18 protein-coding genes are annotated in these 16,236 nt (G+C 27.1%); all 18 read right to left on the bottom strand.

Translation table 11 applies throughout. From position 1 onward, the window contains the following. Positions 1 to 2 precede the first annotated feature (2 nt). The 18 genes from EYW44_RS11580 to EYW44_RS11495 all read right to left on the bottom strand — a co-directional run bounded on the left by EYW44_RS11580 (position 3) and on the right by EYW44_RS11495 (position 16,068). Positions 3 to 602 carry a DUF6642 family protein gene (locus EYW44_RS11580; protein ID WP_132723831.1) on the bottom strand — a complete coding sequence of 200 codons (600 nt, stop codon included), beginning with the start codon at positions 600 to 602 and terminating at the stop codon, positions 3 to 5. 202 nt (positions 603 to 804) lie between these two features. Beyond that, positions 805 to 990 carry a hypothetical protein gene (locus EYW44_RS11575; protein ID WP_132723830.1) on the bottom strand — a complete coding sequence of 62 codons (186 nt, stop codon included), beginning with the start codon at positions 988 to 990 and terminating at the stop codon, positions 805 to 807. A gap of 251 nt (positions 991 to 1,241) precedes the next feature. After that, positions 1,242 to 2,297, bottom strand: coding sequence for a magnesium/cobalt transporter CorA (gene corA / locus EYW44_RS11570; protein ID WP_132723829.1), 1,056 nt, complete (start codon positions 2,295 to 2,297; stop codon positions 1,242 to 1,244). A 10-nt stretch (positions 2,298 to 2,307) separates the two neighbouring features. Next, positions 2,308 to 2,703, bottom strand: a complete 396-nt coding sequence (locus EYW44_RS11565) for a hypothetical protein (protein ID WP_132723828.1) — start codon at positions 2,701 to 2,703, stop codon at positions 2,308 to 2,310. After that, positions 2,703 to 3,533, bottom strand: a complete 831-nt coding sequence (locus tag EYW44_RS11560) for a universal stress protein (protein WP_165872208.1) — start codon at positions 3,531 to 3,533, stop codon at positions 2,703 to 2,705. Before EYW44_RS11560 ends, EYW44_RS11565 begins: the two co-directional genes overlap by 1 nt. Positions 3,534 to 3,544: 11 nt before the next feature. Continuing rightward, a complete protein-coding gene (locus EYW44_RS11555; RefSeq protein ID WP_132723826.1) occupies positions 3,545 to 4,741 on the bottom strand; it encodes a cation:proton antiporter in 1,197 nt (398 codons plus the stop codon). A 79-nt stretch (positions 4,742 to 4,820) separates the two neighbouring features. Beyond that, positions 4,821 to 5,246, bottom strand: coding sequence for a TerB family tellurite resistance protein (locus EYW44_RS11550; protein WP_132723825.1), 426 nt, complete (start codon positions 5,244 to 5,246; stop codon positions 4,821 to 4,823). Positions 5,247 to 5,260: 14 nt separating this feature from the next. Beyond that, on the bottom strand, positions 5,261 to 5,671 hold the full coding sequence (locus tag EYW44_RS11545) for a VOC family protein (RefSeq protein WP_132723824.1): 411 nt from the start codon (positions 5,669 to 5,671) through the stop codon (positions 5,261 to 5,263). A gap of 3 nt (positions 5,672 to 5,674) precedes the next feature. Further along, positions 5,675 to 5,935, bottom strand: a complete 261-nt coding sequence (locus tag EYW44_RS11540) for a hypothetical protein (protein ID WP_132723823.1) — start codon at positions 5,933 to 5,935, stop codon at positions 5,675 to 5,677. Further along, the gene (locus EYW44_RS11535; protein WP_132723822.1) at positions 5,932 to 6,213 is read right to left on the bottom strand and encodes a hypothetical protein; all 282 of its coding nucleotides are present in this window, start codon (positions 6,211 to 6,213) and stop codon (positions 5,932 to 5,934) included. The genes EYW44_RS11540 and EYW44_RS11535 overlap by 4 nt, the downstream gene beginning before the upstream one ends. A 4-nt stretch (positions 6,214 to 6,217) precedes the next feature. Beyond that, positions 6,218 to 7,195 carry a deoxyhypusine synthase family protein gene (locus EYW44_RS11530; protein WP_132723821.1) on the bottom strand — a complete coding sequence of 326 codons (978 nt, stop codon included), beginning with the start codon at positions 7,193 to 7,195 and terminating at the stop codon, positions 6,218 to 6,220. Positions 7,196 to 7,231: 36 nt separating this feature from the next. Further along, the gene (locus EYW44_RS11525) at positions 7,232 to 7,996 is read right to left on the bottom strand and encodes an RMD1 family protein (protein ID WP_132723820.1); all 765 of its coding nucleotides are present in this window, start codon (positions 7,994 to 7,996) and stop codon (positions 7,232 to 7,234) included. Between the two features lies 1 nt (position 7,997). Then, positions 7,998 to 8,939, bottom strand: coding sequence for an agmatinase (gene speB, locus EYW44_RS11520; protein ID WP_132723819.1), 942 nt, complete (start codon positions 8,937 to 8,939; stop codon positions 7,998 to 8,000). Positions 8,940 to 8,952: 13 nt separating this feature from the next. Further along, a complete protein-coding gene (locus EYW44_RS11515; protein ID WP_132723818.1) occupies positions 8,953 to 10,344 on the bottom strand; it encodes an arginine decarboxylase in 1,392 nt (463 codons plus the stop codon). Between the two features lie 422 nt (positions 10,345 to 10,766). Beyond that, complete coding sequence (locus EYW44_RS11510; protein WP_132723817.1) at positions 10,767 to 11,264, bottom strand: mechanosensitive ion channel domain-containing protein; 498 nt, start codon at positions 11,262 to 11,264, stop codon at positions 10,767 to 10,769. 45 nt (positions 11,265 to 11,309) lie between these two features. Next, positions 11,310 to 11,642 (bottom strand): hypothetical protein, encoded by a 333-nt coding sequence (locus tag EYW44_RS11505; RefSeq protein ID WP_132723816.1) that lies wholly within the window; start codon positions 11,640 to 11,642, stop codon positions 11,310 to 11,312. Positions 11,643 to 11,907: 265 nt separating this feature from the next. Further along, positions 11,908 to 15,189 (bottom strand): ABC transporter permease/M1 family aminopeptidase, encoded by a 3,282-nt coding sequence (locus EYW44_RS11500; RefSeq protein WP_132723815.1) that lies wholly within the window; start codon positions 15,187 to 15,189, stop codon positions 11,908 to 11,910. 12 nt (positions 15,190 to 15,201) lie between these two features. Further along, complete coding sequence (locus tag EYW44_RS11495; protein ID WP_132723814.1) at positions 15,202 to 16,068, bottom strand: ABC transporter ATP-binding protein; 867 nt, start codon at positions 16,066 to 16,068, stop codon at positions 15,202 to 15,204. Positions 16,069 to 16,236: the final 168 nt, after the last annotated feature.

The following is a 16,236-nucleotide window of genomic DNA, read 5'->3' as shown; positions in this document are numbered from 1 at the left end:
TTCTAATAATACAACCTAAAATCAAGCAATGTACACAGTTTATAATGCTTTTGATATAATTTTTCAACAACATTTAGCATGTCATCATCTTCTTTAAATAAGTTAAAAAACACGCTATCAAGATTTGAACTAGAAATACCATTGAATTCATTACCGTAACCAGAAATAGCTTTTGCTCCAGTAATATCTAAAAAATATTGGAATTCTTCTTCTTCTAAATCGAGTGCTTTTGCATTAGAAAAATGTAAGATTTTATCGTTTAAACGTCCTTCAAAAATTTCTGCAACTTCCTGTAAACTATAATAATAATCATTTAAGCAAATATTATTTCTTTCTCCAGTAATTACTAAATAAATAATTTCATAATTTTTAAAGTTATGGTCATCTAAAACCAAAGTATTTAAACTTTCTTCCAAACCTTCAATGGTATCACAAGTTTTATGAATGGTAGCAATACCATGATTCATGGTTAATTCTTCCAGTTTTTTTTGTGTATCTGTAACCTCATTCATTTCCACATCTTCAACAGCTTCTAAGCAGAAAATAAAATAATCTGTATCTATAAATTGTACTTGGGGTAATTGTGATCTTTTATCTAACAAAATTCGAGATTTATAAAAAATAGATGACAAAAATAAGACAGCTCATTTATTTTTCATCATAGATATGAAAACAAATAGATATTTATAATAATTCTAGTCTAAAATTCAGATTTGTGAGAATTTAATATTCTGTACAATTGTACAGAAAATTTTAAATACGCGATTCTCAGCGAACGTTAAAAAAGTATTGAACTTTGAATTTTTATTCTGTTTTGAGCCCTTTTCCTATTGTAATTAAAATAGCAATGAAAGCTAAACTCCATATAACTTTTATATCAGCAAAAATTATAATTAAAATAAAAATTATAAAACCTATTAATAGTGCTATAAAAGTTAAAAACTCCTGCAATATTTTTTTCTTTCTTCTTTTCTTTTGTCTTTCTGTCATAACTAGAAATTCAATTTTTATAAATTTACATCTTTTTTGTGGAACTTTTTATGTAAAAAACTAAAGTCATGAGAATTTCATATTCTGTACATATTCATACATAAATTTTCAAATACGCGATTCTCAGCAAACACAAAAAATGCAGGATAATCATTGATTTATCCAGCACTTTTAATTAATTTTTTAAAAATGATTTTTCTATTTTACATAATATCATAAACTTTAAAAAACTACTATTCTTGCTAAATAATTTAAAACCAATTTCTTTTTTTAAAGAAAATTAGCATAGCTACTATTATAAAAACAATTACTGCCCACATTAAAAAATAACCATACTCTAATTTAAGTTCAGGAATATTATTGAAATTTGTACCGTAAACACCTACAATAAAAGTAATTGGAATGAATATTACTGAAAAAATGGTTAGTAGTTTCATAATTTCATTTAACTTATAATTTACATTTGTAGAATACACAGTTAATTGCTCGCTTAACATGTTCTTATAGTTTTCTAATGTATCATATACCCTACCAATTAATTCATTTAAGTCATTATAAAACAATTGTTCACGCTTAGTTATTAGAGGTGATTTATTGTTTTTAAAATTTCCAATTGTTACTCGTGCAGGTCTAATATTCTTTTTAAAATAATTTAATTCTATTTTATTTTTATTAATATCTTCAAGAATATCTTTATTCGGATTTAATAAAATTCGGTCTTCTAAATCTTCTATATTTTCACCAAATAATTCTACTAAATTGTTATAATTATCAACTATTACGTCTAATAAACAGTACTTTAAATAACTAGGGTTATTACTTCTTATTCTTCCTTTTTTATTTCTAATACGTTCTCTTATTTTATCAAATGCATCTCCTTTTTTTTCTTGAAATGTTAATAATACATTCTCTATTAAATACATTGAAAGTTGCTCAGCATGAAGTGTTTGTTCATTATCTATAAACAGCATTTTAATAACAGTAAAAATATAATCTTCATCAATATCTGATTTTGATCTGAGTCCTGTATTTACAATATCTTCAACAATTAATGTATGAATATTATATAAATTACAGATATTTTTAATCAATTCAACATCATGTATACCGTCAATATTTATCCAAACATTCTTATAATTAGCTACATACTTCGATAGTTCATTTATATCGGTAATTTCTACTTCTGTGTATTTTTCATCATCGTAAGCAATTAAATTAATTTCAACTTTATGTTGCTTTTGTGTTCCTATAAAAATAGGTTTTCCTGGTATTTCTCCTTTATTTTTTTGTTCAACAAAAAACCTCATTATCAGATTACTATTTAGTGATTTTTTGAAATAATTTATGAAGTTGAGCCAACAAAATTAATTCAGATTTATTCTTACCATTTTCAGCATCTGAAATTTTATGACAAGCTTCTAAAAGTTCATAATTAACCTCTTTAGAGAAAAAGGTTTCATTAGCTAAAAAGAAAGCTTTAAAGTTTTCAAAAGCATTTTCGGCAGAAATTTTATCTTTTATGAGTGTTCTCATTGTTTCATAAATGAGTTCTTCACTATCAAATCCATATTCATTGGTAGCCCATTCTTCTTTGATAGCCCAAACTATTTCTTTCTTTTCCTGAATCGTCATTTTTTTATCAATCATAGAAAAAGAATAAAAAAGATGTGCAATAGCAATGTAAAATTCTTTTGTATAAGTTATTGATTTCATTAGGCTTCTGGTAAAATTAATAAAGGAATATTACTCGTAAATGTTATTTTTTTAATTACATCTTCACTTAATAATTTATTAAAAAAATTATAGTGATGATTTATAAACACTAAAAGCTGTGCATTAGACTCTAAAACATATTCTTGAATAGTATTAGATTCAGATTCTTTCCAGTCTAACTTTTTAAATCTAAAGTTTACATCTTGCAGTAGCTCTCTTAATTTTACTTTATGAGTTCTTTGTTTGTTAGTTAATGCCTCTTCAACAGATAGGTTTACTATTTCTATATCACAATTTTTTTGTTCACTAAACTTTACCAAAGTTTTTAATTCTGTTTTAGAAAACATTCTTTTGTAATTGGTTGAAAAAATAATTTTATCTATTTTTTTATACTTGTAATTTGTAGGTACTACTAATACAGGGGTATTGTCAATTGCATTAATTATTTTGATAGTATTGGTTCCTATAAATGTTTGTGCCAAACTTTTAGCTCCTTTAGTACCGCAAACCACTAAGTCAATTTTTTCTTCTGAAATTGTTTCTACTACAGCATTGGTTAGTGAATTAGAATCTACTATAGAATGGTATATGAATCCTTTATTTTCTGAATTCAATATATCTACTAAATATTTTAGTTCATCTTCAATTTCATCATCCATTTGACTAAACCATTTCTCATTGTATTCTGCACTTAATAAGTTAGATCTTTCTCCAATATATACATCTAACAAAAAAACATTGATGTTTTCACCTTCAAAAAACTTTTTTGTGTAGTTTAAAGCATTTAATGCTGCCTCAGAGAAATCGTAAGGGATTAAGATATTTTTCATTGTAAGAGTTGTTAATTTGATTTGTTTTTTCGATTGATTAATGTTTTTGTAATCAAAATCCATAAAGGACTTATAAACAGCGTTAATGCAATAGTTATTACTGTTAATTGATACTCAAAATCAGATATTACATTTGTGGTTATGGCAGTAGTGGCTAACACAAAGGCCAACTCCCCTACTTGTCCTAATAACGCTCCGCCATAAATACTATTTTTCCAATTTCTACCAAAGTAAAATAAAACTATAGAATTAATTAAGTGATTTGCTAAATACACTGAAATTAATAATAAACTCACAATTTTCCAATGGTTTAAGAAAAAAGATAAATCGATAAGCATACCTATTGATAAGAAAAATATAGCTACTAAAACTACTCTGAAAGCATGAAGACTATGATGAATCCAATCAGTATACTTTGCTGCACTTACCAACATACCTGCTAAAAATGCTCCTAATGCTGCTGATAACCCAAAAAAGGAAGTCATTGTAGAAAAACCAAAACAAAATATTAAAGCTATAAATACTTGTAACTCATGATCTTTTTTTAAGTTTTTTATTATAGGTATAGTAAACTCTTTCTTTTTTAATACCCAAATCATTAAACCAATCATAAACACACCTCCAGTTATTTGCAAAGTAATCTCTTTGGTAGTTGGAACTTGACCTCCGAGGTAATTAGATATTATTAGCATTGCAACAATAAAAATATCTTGCATTAATAATATGCTTATAATGTTTTGTCCAATGGGAGTTTCACTTTCTTTGTTATCTTGTAGCATTTTAATCACTACAGCAGAACTACTTAAACTAATAATAAAACCTAAAATTATAATTCTACTGATATTCCAGTCTAAGTAAACACCTATCAGTCCAACGAAAAAAACACTCCCAAGTATTTGAAATATGGTTCCAAATACCGCTGTTTTCCATTGTTTTAAAATATTAGAAACGTTTATTTCCATTCCTATGAAAAACAACAGCAATACCAAGCCAAACTCTCCTAAAACTTTTATAAGTTCTTCATCGGTAATAACTTTTAATCCTTGTTTACCTATAAGTATACCTGTAATCATGTAGGCAATAATGTAGGGCTGTTTTAAAAGTTTTAATAAGACTCCTGCAACTACAACCATAAAGCATATGAAAACAATGTTTAACATATCAGTATTACTTGTGTTTGCAACCAAAAAGAAATTTAAAAATAACATTTTATATGTTGATTGATTTTATGAATTTTAATGTTTAAGAAGTGTATGAAATTCATCATACACCTTCTTAAACTAATTATTAGATTAAAGCTAGAATTTTTTTATAATCATCAAATTCGATATCCGCTTTAAATAGTTTTACTGATTTTTGTATCAAAGTTTTTGCATACTCTTCATTAAAACCTAATTGAATTGCATATCTTAAAATTAGGGTGCTTTCTTCTTTATCAATTTTATGATCTGAAAAAATAATTTTAAATAAATCTAACAAACGTTCTAATCTATCATCAATACCATTCTGAGGAATTATAGGGTATTTAGAGGGATTTTTGAACACTTCTTTATACTCCTCTTGTGTAATATCAAGTTTTTTAACAAAACGATTTATTATTACTTGTTCATCAGAATTTAATTCACCATCAACTAAGGCGATATTAACGATTGCTGAAAAATGTGCCATATTATTTCTATGAACACTAGACTCAAAAAGATCTACTATACTCATAATTTTATTTTGTTTTACATGAATATTTCATCATGCTCTTTAAATGTTTTAAATTCTATATGATATCCATTCGGATCAATAACAAAAAATGAACTTTGTTCACCATTTTTATCTTCAAAAAAAGTTTTCTTAACAATTGTATCTGTTGACCATCTATTAATCTTATCATGAAGATCTTCCCATTCTTCACTCTCTAAAATAACTCCAAAGTGAAACGAAGGTAATTTCTCATTATCTAAAACATAAAACGGATACTGAAATTTAAAATCTTCCGCTAAAACAAATGTTAACTGACATCCATATAAGTTAAAATCAACCCATTCAGAATTATTTCTTCCAATCTCAATTCCTAATTCTTGTGTGTAAAATTGTATTGTTTTATTTATATCCTTACAAGGTAGTGATACATGAAAATTTGAATACATTTCCTATAATAATTTTAAATTGTTTAATTTCAAGATAATAAAATCTTCATCGTCTATATCATCAACTATAACTTTATATTCTATTTCAAAACGATGACCTTTTAACTTTTCCGATTTAAGATCAAACTGAATTAATAATGCTTTTTTAATTTGTTCAAAATCTACTATATCATTATTATCTAGAATAAAAACATAATACCCTTCTTTATAACCGGCGTAAACGCCCTTAGAAGTGATTTGTTGCTCTGTACTATAGTATATCATATTCCAATAAAATTGTTATCTAAGTAACTATCTATGTTGTCTTCATCAGATGAAAAGTCATCATCATTAAAAGTTTCCATCTTTTTTTCTAGTCTAGTGCTTATTTTCACTAAATACACAGTATCCTCTGTACTAACTTGTACAGCTTTTACGAGCTCTCCTTTAGAATTTTTAAAAGATATAACATCTTTATAATCAAAACCAAAAGGATATTTTTCTACTAATAATTCTAAAATATTAGTAGTCAATTTCTCATAAGTAACAATTACTCTTTTCATTTTGTTACATTTTAAGTAAATAAGCAAAAATTAAAGGTGCTACAATGGTTGCATCACTTTCAATAATAAACTTAGGAGTATCTATATCTAGTTTTCCCCAAGTTATTTTTTCATTAGGTACGGCTCCTGAATACGAACCATAACTAGTAGTTGAGTCAGAAATTTGACAGAAATAACTCCAAAAAGGAGTGTCTTCTCTATCTAAATCTTGATACAACATTGGTACCACACAAATAGGAAAATCACCAGCTATTCCTCCTCCTATTTGAAAAAAACCAATTCCATTTTCTGAATTTTCAGTATACCAATCGGCCAAGAAAGTCATATACTCAATACCCGATTTCATTGTAGATGCTTTTAGCTCTCCTTTTACTACATAGGAAGCAAAAATGTTTCCCATAGTAGAGTCTTCCCAACCTGGAACCACCATTGGTAAGTTTTTTTGAGCAGCTGCATACATCCATGAATCTTTAATATCAATTTCATAATACTCTTCTAAAACACCTGATAACAAAAGTTTATACATAAACTCGTGTGGAAAATAGCGTTCTCCTTTTTCTTCAGCATCTTTCCATATTTTAAAAATATGCTTTTGTAAACGTCTAAATGCTTCTTCTTCAGGAATACAAGTATCAGTAACTCTGTTCAATCCTTTTAATAATAAATCCCATTCATCTTGCGGAGTTAAATCTCTATAATTAGGCACTCTTTTGTAATGAGAATGTGCTACTAAATTCATGATATCTTCTTCTAAATTTGCACCTGTACATGAAATAATATGTACTTTTTCTTCTCTAATTACATTTGCAAATATTTTTCCAATTTCTGCTGTACTCATTGCCCCTGCTAATGATACTAACATTTTAGAGCCTTTTTCTATTTGATTTTCATACTCTTTGGCAGCATCTACCAAAGAAGCTGCGTTAAAGTGTAAAAAGTATTTTTCAATAAACTCTGATATTGGGTGTGTATTTGTATTCATTTTTTTTGTTGTCTTTTAATTTGTGTTTAGTTTTAATTAGAAAAACATTTGCATTACTTCTAATAGAATTAAAATGATTATTATCCATTCTAACATGCTACTATACTTATGATTCATAATGTCTCTAAAAAGATCTAAATTCTCTTTAATTACGTTTAAACTATTTACTACTCCATGATGTCTTTTTACAACATCTAATTCATCTCTTAATTTATAATCTAAAAGAGATAGTTCTTTGGTATTCCATGCCACTTCTGGTGCTTCAAAAACAAATAAATCTTCAGCAATACTGTTTTTTAAATTCATTGTTTTACCTATAAACCTTCTCATTTTATTTTTAGATAATTTGAAGCTTCCTGTTTTTTCTAATTGTTTTGAATAAGTCAATGTTTTATCGTGCAAATCAGAAGTTTTATCTACATAATTCATCAATGCTACAGATTGAGCTAGATTTAAACATACTATATGTACTGTATCTATATTTAAGACTTCCACTTCTATATATCCAAAATCTACATCAGTTGTGTTTGTTTCAGATAAGTTATAGAACTCAGAAGGTAAGTTTTTAAGATGAACCTCTTTCTCTAAAATGCTACAAATAGTTGTTTTAATATAGCTTTCATCACAATTGAAAAACACGATGCTTCCATAATCTTTAATATAAACATATGAGTTTTCGGCTCTTTCATATAAGAGAAATGTATGTTCTCTTTTTACTAATGAAAGTTTAGGAAAAAGACTTCTTATAAAAGATAAATCAAACCTTCTTTCTAAGTGATAAGCAATTACCTCTATATCCATTTTAGTATTCCTCGTTAAAATCGTCGTCTTTAATTTTCAATATCACAGGATTTTCTTCCTTTGTATATCCCTCGTCTTCATCATCTTCTTGGATAGATGAAAACTTATAGCTCAACATTTTATAATATAATTTTGCAGCTAAAAAATCTGATGATTTATCTATGTTATTAGGGCATAGTTCAACAATATCAAAACCAACTACATTCTTTTGCTCAAAAACAAGTTTTAAAAACTCAAGTGATTCATACCATAATAAACCACCAGGTTCTGGTGTACCAGTACTTGGCATAATAGAAGGATCAAAAGCATCTAAATCAAATGAAATAAAAACATTATTTGTTAATTGATCTAACACATCTTCCATCCAATAATCATTAACAGCCATATCATGAGCAAAGAAAACTTTGTCTAAATTCATAGAATTTTTTTCTGATTTATCCATGCTTCGAATTCCTACTTGAACTAAATTAGTGTTTAAACTAGCTTCGTACATTGCACAAGCATGATTATATGCAGATTCTTCATATTCTTTACGTAAATCAGCATGTGCATCAATGTGTAATACAGTTAAATTGTCAAAGCATTCATCAAAAGCTCTTACCGTACCTATTGATATAGAATGTTCTCCTCCAATTATAGTTACAAACTTCTTTTTATTAATATATTTTTTAGTTGCTTCATGTACTGCTTCAACCATAGCTCCAGGAGATCTATTTTCTGTAACAGCTTCAGCTAAATAAATTCCTTCTTTATAAACCTCACTATCAGTTTCTATATCATAAAGTTCCATATTATCAGATGCATCTAAAAACGCTTCAGGTCCTTTATCTGCTCCTTTCTGCCATGTACTGGTATTATCGTATGGTACTGGTAATATAACTACAGATGCGTTTTCTAATTTTGCATATTGATCTGGTATTCCTGCATAATTTCTTTTTTCCATTTTATTATATTTTTTAATAACCAAGAATTGATAAAAATTCTTCGCTTTTTTGTTGTTCTTTAAATAATTGTGTTGTTAAATCTCCGTTTTCGTTTCTGTCTATTAAAACATGTTTAGGATTTGGTATTAAACAATGTTGTAATCCTCCAAAACCACCAATAGACTCTTGATAAGCCCCTGTATTAAAAAAGCCTATGTATAAGGTTTCTTTTTTGTTATAAACTGGCAAATAAATAGCATTTGTATGTTGTTCAGAGTTGTAATAGTCATCACTATCACAAGTTAACCCTCCTAATAAAACTCTTTCATATTTATCGTTCCATTTATTAATAGGAAGCATGATAAAACGTTTATTTATAGCCCAACTATCTGGAAGTGTTGTAATAAATGATGAATTTATCATATTCCATTTTTCTCTATCGTTTTGTTTTTTCTGATATAAAACTTCATAAATTCCTCCACTAGCTTCACCAACAGTATAACTTCCAAACTCGGTAAAAATATCAGGAGTATCTACCCCTGCTTCGTCACAAGCTATTTTAATTTGCCCCATAATTTCCTCAATCATATACTCATAATCATAATCAAAAGCTAATGAGTTCTTTATAGGAAAACCACCGCCAATATTTAAACTATTTAAGGTTGGACAAATCTTTTTTAACGCTATATATACTTTTAAACATTTAGTTAGTTCATTCCAATAGTAAGCATTGTCTTTAATACCTGTATTGATGAAAAAATGGAGCATTTTTAAATCAACTTGCGGATTAGTAGCAACCTCTTTCTCGTAAAAAGTTGTAATATCTTTGTATCCAATTCCTAATCTGCTAGTGTAAAATTCAAATTTTGGCTCTTCTTCTGATGCAATTCGAATACCAATATTAAATTTACTACTCGTTTCATCTAAAATTAAATCTAACTCTTCATAATTATCTATGATAGGGATACAATTCTTATGTCCTCCATCAATTAAACTAACTATGTTAGCAATGTATTGATCGCGTTTAAAACCATTACATAAAACATAAGTATCTTCTTTAATTTTTCCTGATTTCTTTAAAGATTTTACAATATCTATATCAAAAGCTGACGATGTTTCAATATGTATATCATTCTTTAAAGCTTCATCTAGTACATACTTAAAATGTGAGCTTTTTGTACAATAACAGTAGTGATATTTACCATTGTAATTGAGTTTTTTAATGGTGTTATTAAACCATTCTTTTGCATTAATAATGTTTTCAGATATTTTAGGCAAATACGTAAATTTTAATGGAGCTCCATACATTTTTACTAATTGCATTAAATCAATATCATGAAATTGTAGATAACCGTTTTCTACTTTAAACTCTTGCTGCGGAAAATCAAAAGTTTGTTCTATTAAGTCTATATATTTTATATTCATTTTTATTTAAATTTTGGGTGTAGAATTCCATTCTCAACAAATTATTGATGTATATAAATCAATATTGGTTAAGTAAATTCTAGCAAATAAAGGATCACATCAACAATTGTGATCTAATTATAATACCTGCCGTGAAATAAAAATTGAATGCTTAGACTCGTAATGCCATACAATCACCACTTTGTTTGTCAAAGTTTAATTGTAAAGAATTTTTAAGTAGAAAAGAAGACACCTTAATTTTTTCGCTATGTTTCCAAAACACAAGATAATTTTCTGTCTTCAAAGAAAAATTACCAACGAAATAAGCAAAACGTAACATTTGACTTATCTAATAAGATGCGGTAAATATATTCTTTTTTTCGATATGAAAAACTTTTTTTTATTTTTTTTTAGAAAAAAATAATCAACTGTAAAACAGTCGATTATTCTTTACCTATTAGCTCTATTCCTTTATATAAAATAATGATATTAGGAATTGTAATGTTCTTTTTAGTTTCAGGAATATGAAGTAAAACATAAAAAGCTGTAATGTCTTTAATTTCTCCTGTTAAATCGTATTCTTTATCCAGTATTCTTATTGTATGACCTATTCTCATAGGGTGATAAAAGAAAAGTATAACACTTGCTGTTAAATTTGATAACATAGACCATTGAGCGAAAAAACCTACACCTAAAACAGCTAAAATAGAAGATGCAAAAACACCAAATTGTTTAAATTCAATACCTAAGATTAATAATAAAACAAAGAGTGCTGATAAAACGTAGATTAGGTAGAACACATTTAGAATTAGCTTACGTCTGTTTGGTTCTATCGAATTTTTAATTGTGTACTTTTTAGTTAATCTTTTAGTAATATTTGCTACAGTTAATAGTACAGCTACTAATATAAAAACCTGAATAATTGTGTTATAGTTATACATTTTATAAAAGTTAACCTACCTCAATAAGAGGCAGGTTATTATTTGTTATTTAATTTGTTTTAAAGACTTTAAAATATACTTGAATGTAAAATCGTCTTCATTTTTAATTTCTACTACAGTATAAGTAACTTCAAACCTTTTTCCTATGGAAGTTTCTTCTTGTAGATTAAATTTTTTAATATATTCTTCTTTAACTTCTTCAAAAATAATAGACTCAAATTCATCATCTGAAGTAAAAGAAAATATATAACCTACTTCTTCATCAAACCCATCATAATCTGCTTCAACTTTTATTGTATCAGTATTATTTAATGAACTTCCTATAAGGATTAAGCTTACTACACCTATAGAAAAAAATTTTAAGATTAATAATTTCATTTTCTTTAATTGTTTAAGTTATTTAGATAAATAATTTTTCTTGGATATTAGCCACAACAAGTCCAAGTTACTTTTAGCAAAAATTAAACACTAATTATGCTCGTGGCGTTTTAAAGAAAATGATGTTACATAGGCATATATTTATAGAAACAAATGTAAACTATAAACTTTACTTTTTTGTTAAATTAAAATTTATTTTACACGAAATTATATATCATTAAATGTATGATAGATAGAACTTAATAAATATTTTTTTTTAAACATTTTACATCTCTTTTGTAGTTTCAAACAAATCATGAATTATAGCATGCTTGTCTTCAGTACTTTCATCTTTAAAATATTTTAATAAATCTTTAGAGGTTGCATAATGTTTGGTATTCATCTTTATTTTCCCATCACAACTATTCCAATCATTTATAAAACTTTGTATGGCTTTGTTTACTTGCTTCTCTCCTATTAACTCTGTTAATTTATGCATGGCTAGTATTCCTTTGTGATAATAAACAAAATCTTGATTTTCAACTAATACTAAAGAAATTTCATGTGTAGCTCTTCTTCCTTTTTCTTCATATATCTCTTTTTGTAAATCTAATAATTGCTCTACTTTTTGTTTAGAATACTGCTCTTTAAATACCATTAAAGCAGCATATTGAGATAAAGTTTCTAAAACAAAATTACGTCCTTGAACATTAGCAGCCTCTATTTGCATACCAAACCATTGATGTGCAACTTCATGTGCCGTTATAAAAAATGCCATATCTACATCTTCTTTATCATCAATATCTAAAATAAACCCCATAGCTTCAGAAAACGGAATTGTATTTGGAAATGATTGTGCAAATTCTCTGTAACGAGGAAATTCCATAATGCGCAATTGTTCATATTGATACATACTGAAATAAGTCGAAAAATATGACAAGGATTTTTTCATACTTAATAGCATTCTATCAATATTATAGGTGTGATTTTTGTGATAAAACACCTCTAAATCAACGCTTTTTGTTTTTGAATTTGATGATTTCCATGAGTCCTTAGCTACTTCATAATCAGCAGAAACAATAGAATAAAAGTTTATAATCGGTTGTTTTGTTTTATAATGAAAATAATTACGGTCATTTTCTGTCCATTTTTTCAGTAGTTTACCAGATGTAATAGCTGTTTGAGCTTTACTAGTACTAATAATTGTTTCTAAATTAATTCCTTCAGAATCACCACCAGATCTGGCATTTAACAGTTCATTTTCATCATGGATGCTAGCTTTATTTTTTTTTGGTAACAAATTGAATTTTAAACGTTCATCTTCATCTTTTAATTCATATTTAAGATTGTAACCTAACGTAGGTAAAATATTATTATTAAAAAAAGTTCCGTTATAAACAAACTGAGTATCTGAATTATCATCCTCAAAACCTTTAGGTGTATATGATTGTTCAAAAGTCATTTTTACAATATCATTTGGTTGTAAGGGACTTTTCAGCTTATAAATTGTATAATCAAATTCGCTATACTTTGAGTTTTTTACCACTTCCCTATCAAAAACAACATTTTTTAATGAAACATGAGACGCTATTAATTTCTGAATATAAATCTCATTTATAGGCTTTTGAGTAGTATTTTTAAGTGTGTAAGTCCCCGTAATTTGATAGCTCCTTTTTGCAGGATACAAATCAACAATTAAATTGACATCGGTAATTTTTGGTTGTGGAAAATACTCTAGAGACTTTAATTTTTTCTCATAATTAGCTCTAAACTCTAGTTCTTTAGTATCAGACCAATATGTATTTAAAATATTTGTATTGTAAAAAATATAAGTTCCTGACAACAGAAATAGTATAAAAAACGATACTAATATTTTTAAAACAGGTTTTGTTGTTATTTCATATTTTAAATGTTTTATTCGTAGCCACAAACTTGTTTCTGTACCTCTTTGTATAAGTAACGAGCTTATTGTTAAAAGTAGGATTCCGAATACTATCCAATACATTTTTATCCATAAATAGGGTTGTAAAAAATGCCCATAACCATTCATTTCAGAATATATTCCAAGTGATTTTCCTCCGAATTTATACAAGCTATTTTTAACGCCAAAATACGCTGAACTTACATTGATTATTATAAAAATAAGCGTTAAAAAGATTCCAATAAATTTGTTTTTACTCACTGCCTGAAAGAAAAAAGTAATGAAGGTGTAGAGTATTAGAAAAGGTAAAATTTCAATAAAAAAACCAGAAAAATAGACACCTAAATTTAATTCATAATACCCGTTTGCTAACTGAAATAGTATGCCTGTAACAATTAAACTTAACATTAAAACGATGTAAATATTCACTAATGCTAAAAATTTACTTGCTAACGGAATTAAATTATGTATGGCGGTACTATCATTTAAAACATATTGCTTTATAGTTCGCTCTTTCCAAACAAGTTCTCCTGAATAAAAAAGTAATAAAATAATGAAAAAATACATCGACATTTCTTGTAATTCTGCTATTATAAAATACGTTGTAGGATAGCTATCAACCCCATAAACGGTTCCTAAACTCACAGAATTAACAGCTATAATGATAATACCGCAAATAATAATTGCCCAAAAAGAAGTTTCTTTTAAAAGAGAGAATGTATAAAATTTTGATAATTCAAATAACTGAATGCATTTAGATTTTAAATCATTTTTAACCAATATCTTGGGAATTATAATATTTTGAACTTCATTTACTGTTTTTGAGAGTTTTTGTCTGGATTTTTTTCTTTTTTTTGTTTGTTTTGTAAGTGTTGTAAATGAAAACCTATTATAGCCTAAAAGTAGCACACTTACTCCTAACCCACTCCATAAAAGCTTATTATGTAAAAGAATATTGCTAAATGAAATACTTAATAAATTACGTTCTTCAACGCTCCAATTTTTAGAAAACTGTGTTAGTGTAGTTAAAGAAAACGGATCAAAAAGACCTTGTAAATATTCATTTGTAATGGCTTTAGTCAATAAAAACAACACAAACAATACAATTCCTTGTGTATATACTACTAATAGTTTTTTACTTAGCATTCCGGTTACAAAGAAAGTACAAGCACCAAAAAACAAGGTTGGCACCACCACCACACTAAATGTTTGAATATAAGAAAACACATTAAAAACAAGCATTTCTTCTTCTTTATGCCAGGGCATTTGTGAACCTAGCATCATACCAAATAATAAACCACTAAAAATGAATAGTAATACTACAAAAGAGCCTAAAAATCGGCCTAATAGATAATCTCGCTTGGTTAATGGATTGATAAATAACAAAACTTCAGTATCATATTGAAAGTCTCGTAAAATTGGAACTCCCATAATCATAGATACCATAATCATAAAAATTCCTGTAATAGCTCCCATTGTTTTCGCTATAACTAACGGTGCATTTTTCTTTACAAGTCCAATTTCAACTCCTTGAAAAACAAAATCGACACCAACAATTGAAAACAATAATAAAAACACAAAAAACACATAAGTTTCAGGTCTTTTAACTCTATATTTTAGTTCAAATTTGAATATTTCGTACCACATAATTATATTGTTTTAGTTATTAATTTGAGAGAAATACACATCTTCTAAACTAGCTTTTACAGGAGTAAATCCATTATTAGGAACCGTATCACTTACAATATGAATAATAGGTTTACCTAAAAATAATTTTTCATTAATCACTTTGTATGAATTCTTATACCTATTTAATTCATTTCTATGAATCATTTTTTTATATACTTTTCCTTCTAACTGATGAATCAATTCTAATGGATTTCCTTTTAGTACTACTTTCCCTTTATTAATAATTGCCATATTGGTGCACAATTCTTTAATATCATCTACTATGTGTGTAGAAAAAATCACAATGGTATTTTCAGCAATTTCACTTAAAAGATTATAAAAACGATTGCGTTCTTTAGGATCTAACCCTGCTGTAGGCTCATCTACAATCAATAATTTAGGATTGTTTAAAAGTGCTTGGGCTATTCCAAAACGTTGTTTCATTCCGCCAGAAAAACCACCCAAACTTTGTTTTTTAACGTCATATAAATTTGTTTTATGTAATAACGCATTTACAATATTAGCTCGTTCTTTTTTATTTGTAATCCCTTTTAATACAGCTAGATGATGTAACAACACTTCTGCCGACATTTTAGGATATACTCCAAACTGTTGTGGTAAATATCCTAGTAATCTTCTAACAGCATTTTTATTGGTTTGTATTTCTAAATCATTTAACTTTATACTACCTTGGTCAGCGTCTTGCAGTGTTGCTATCGTTCTCATTAAAGTTGATTTTCCTGCACCATTTGGTCCTAACAACCCAAACATTCCGTTTGACATTTCTAACGATACATTTTGGAGTGCTTTTACACCGTTATCATAAGTTTTACTCAAATTATTAATAGTTAGTTGCATACGATTCTTTTTTATTTTGATATGGACAAACCTAATTATCAAGCGTTTCAACAAAAAGAAATTGGGATGTATAGCTATTAAGTAGTGATATTCTTATTGGTAAAAGGGATCAAAGATGTTTATCACACATATTAGAATGTTTATGTTACATTTTAAGTCGTTTATCAA

The organism is Tenacibaculum sp. M341 (genome assembly GCF_004337695.1).
Lineage (GTDB): Bacteria > Bacteroidota > Bacteroidia > Flavobacteriales > Flavobacteriaceae > Polaribacter.
The sequence above is the reverse complement of the archived record's forward strand: the minus strand, read 5'-3'. Positions and strand labels throughout refer to the sequence as shown.

Coding starts and splice junctions, on each gene's coding strand:
- EYW44_RS11575 (WP_132723830.1), bottom strand. CDS start 990: ATGACAGAAAGACAAAAGAAAAGAAGAAAGAAAAAAATATTGCAGGAG.
- corA (WP_132723829.1), bottom strand. CDS start 2,297: ATGAGGTTTTTTGTTGAACAAAAAAATAAAGGAGAAATACCAGGAAAA.
- EYW44_RS11565 (WP_132723828.1), bottom strand. CDS start 2,703: ATGAAATCAATAACTTATACAAAAGAATTTTACATTGCTATTGCACAT.
- EYW44_RS11560 (WP_165872208.1), bottom strand. CDS start 3,533: ATGAAAAATATCTTAATCCCTTACGATTTCTCTGAGGCAGCATTAAAT.
- EYW44_RS11555 (WP_132723826.1), bottom strand. CDS start 4,741: ATGTTATTTTTAAATTTCTTTTTGGTTGCAAACACAAGTAATACTGAT.
- EYW44_RS11550 (WP_132723825.1), bottom strand. CDS start 5,246: ATGAGTATAGTAGATCTTTTTGAGTCTAGTGTTCATAGAAATAATATG.
- EYW44_RS11545 (WP_132723824.1), bottom strand. CDS start 5,671: ATGTATTCAAATTTTCATGTATCACTACCTTGTAAGGATATAAATAAA.
- EYW44_RS11540 (WP_132723823.1), bottom strand. CDS start 5,935: ATGATATACTATAGTACAGAGCAACAAATCACTTCTAAGGGCGTTTAC.
- EYW44_RS11535 (WP_132723822.1), bottom strand. CDS start 6,213: ATGAAAAGAGTAATTGTTACTTATGAGAAATTGACTACTAATATTTTA.
- EYW44_RS11530 (WP_132723821.1), bottom strand. CDS start 7,195: ATGAATACAAATACACACCCAATATCAGAGTTTATTGAAAAATACTTT.
- EYW44_RS11525 (WP_132723820.1), bottom strand. CDS start 7,996: ATGGATATAGAGGTAATTGCTTATCACTTAGAAAGAAGGTTTGATTTA.
- speB (WP_132723819.1), bottom strand. CDS start 8,939: ATGGAAAAAAGAAATTATGCAGGAATACCAGATCAATATGCAAAATTA.
- EYW44_RS11515 (WP_132723818.1), bottom strand. CDS start 10,344: ATGAATATAAAATATATAGACTTAATAGAACAAACTTTTGATTTTCCG.
- EYW44_RS11510 (WP_132723817.1), bottom strand. CDS start 11,264: ATGTATAACTATAACACAATTATTCAGGTTTTTATATTAGTAGCTGTA.
- EYW44_RS11505 (WP_132723816.1), bottom strand. CDS start 11,642: ATGAAATTATTAATCTTAAAATTTTTTTCTATAGGTGTAGTAAGCTTA.
- EYW44_RS11500 (WP_132723815.1), bottom strand. CDS start 15,189: ATGTGGTACGAAATATTCAAATTTGAACTAAAATATAGAGTTAAAAGA.
- EYW44_RS11495 (WP_132723814.1), bottom strand. CDS start 16,068: ATGCAACTAACTATTAATAATTTGAGTAAAACTTATGATAACGGTGTA.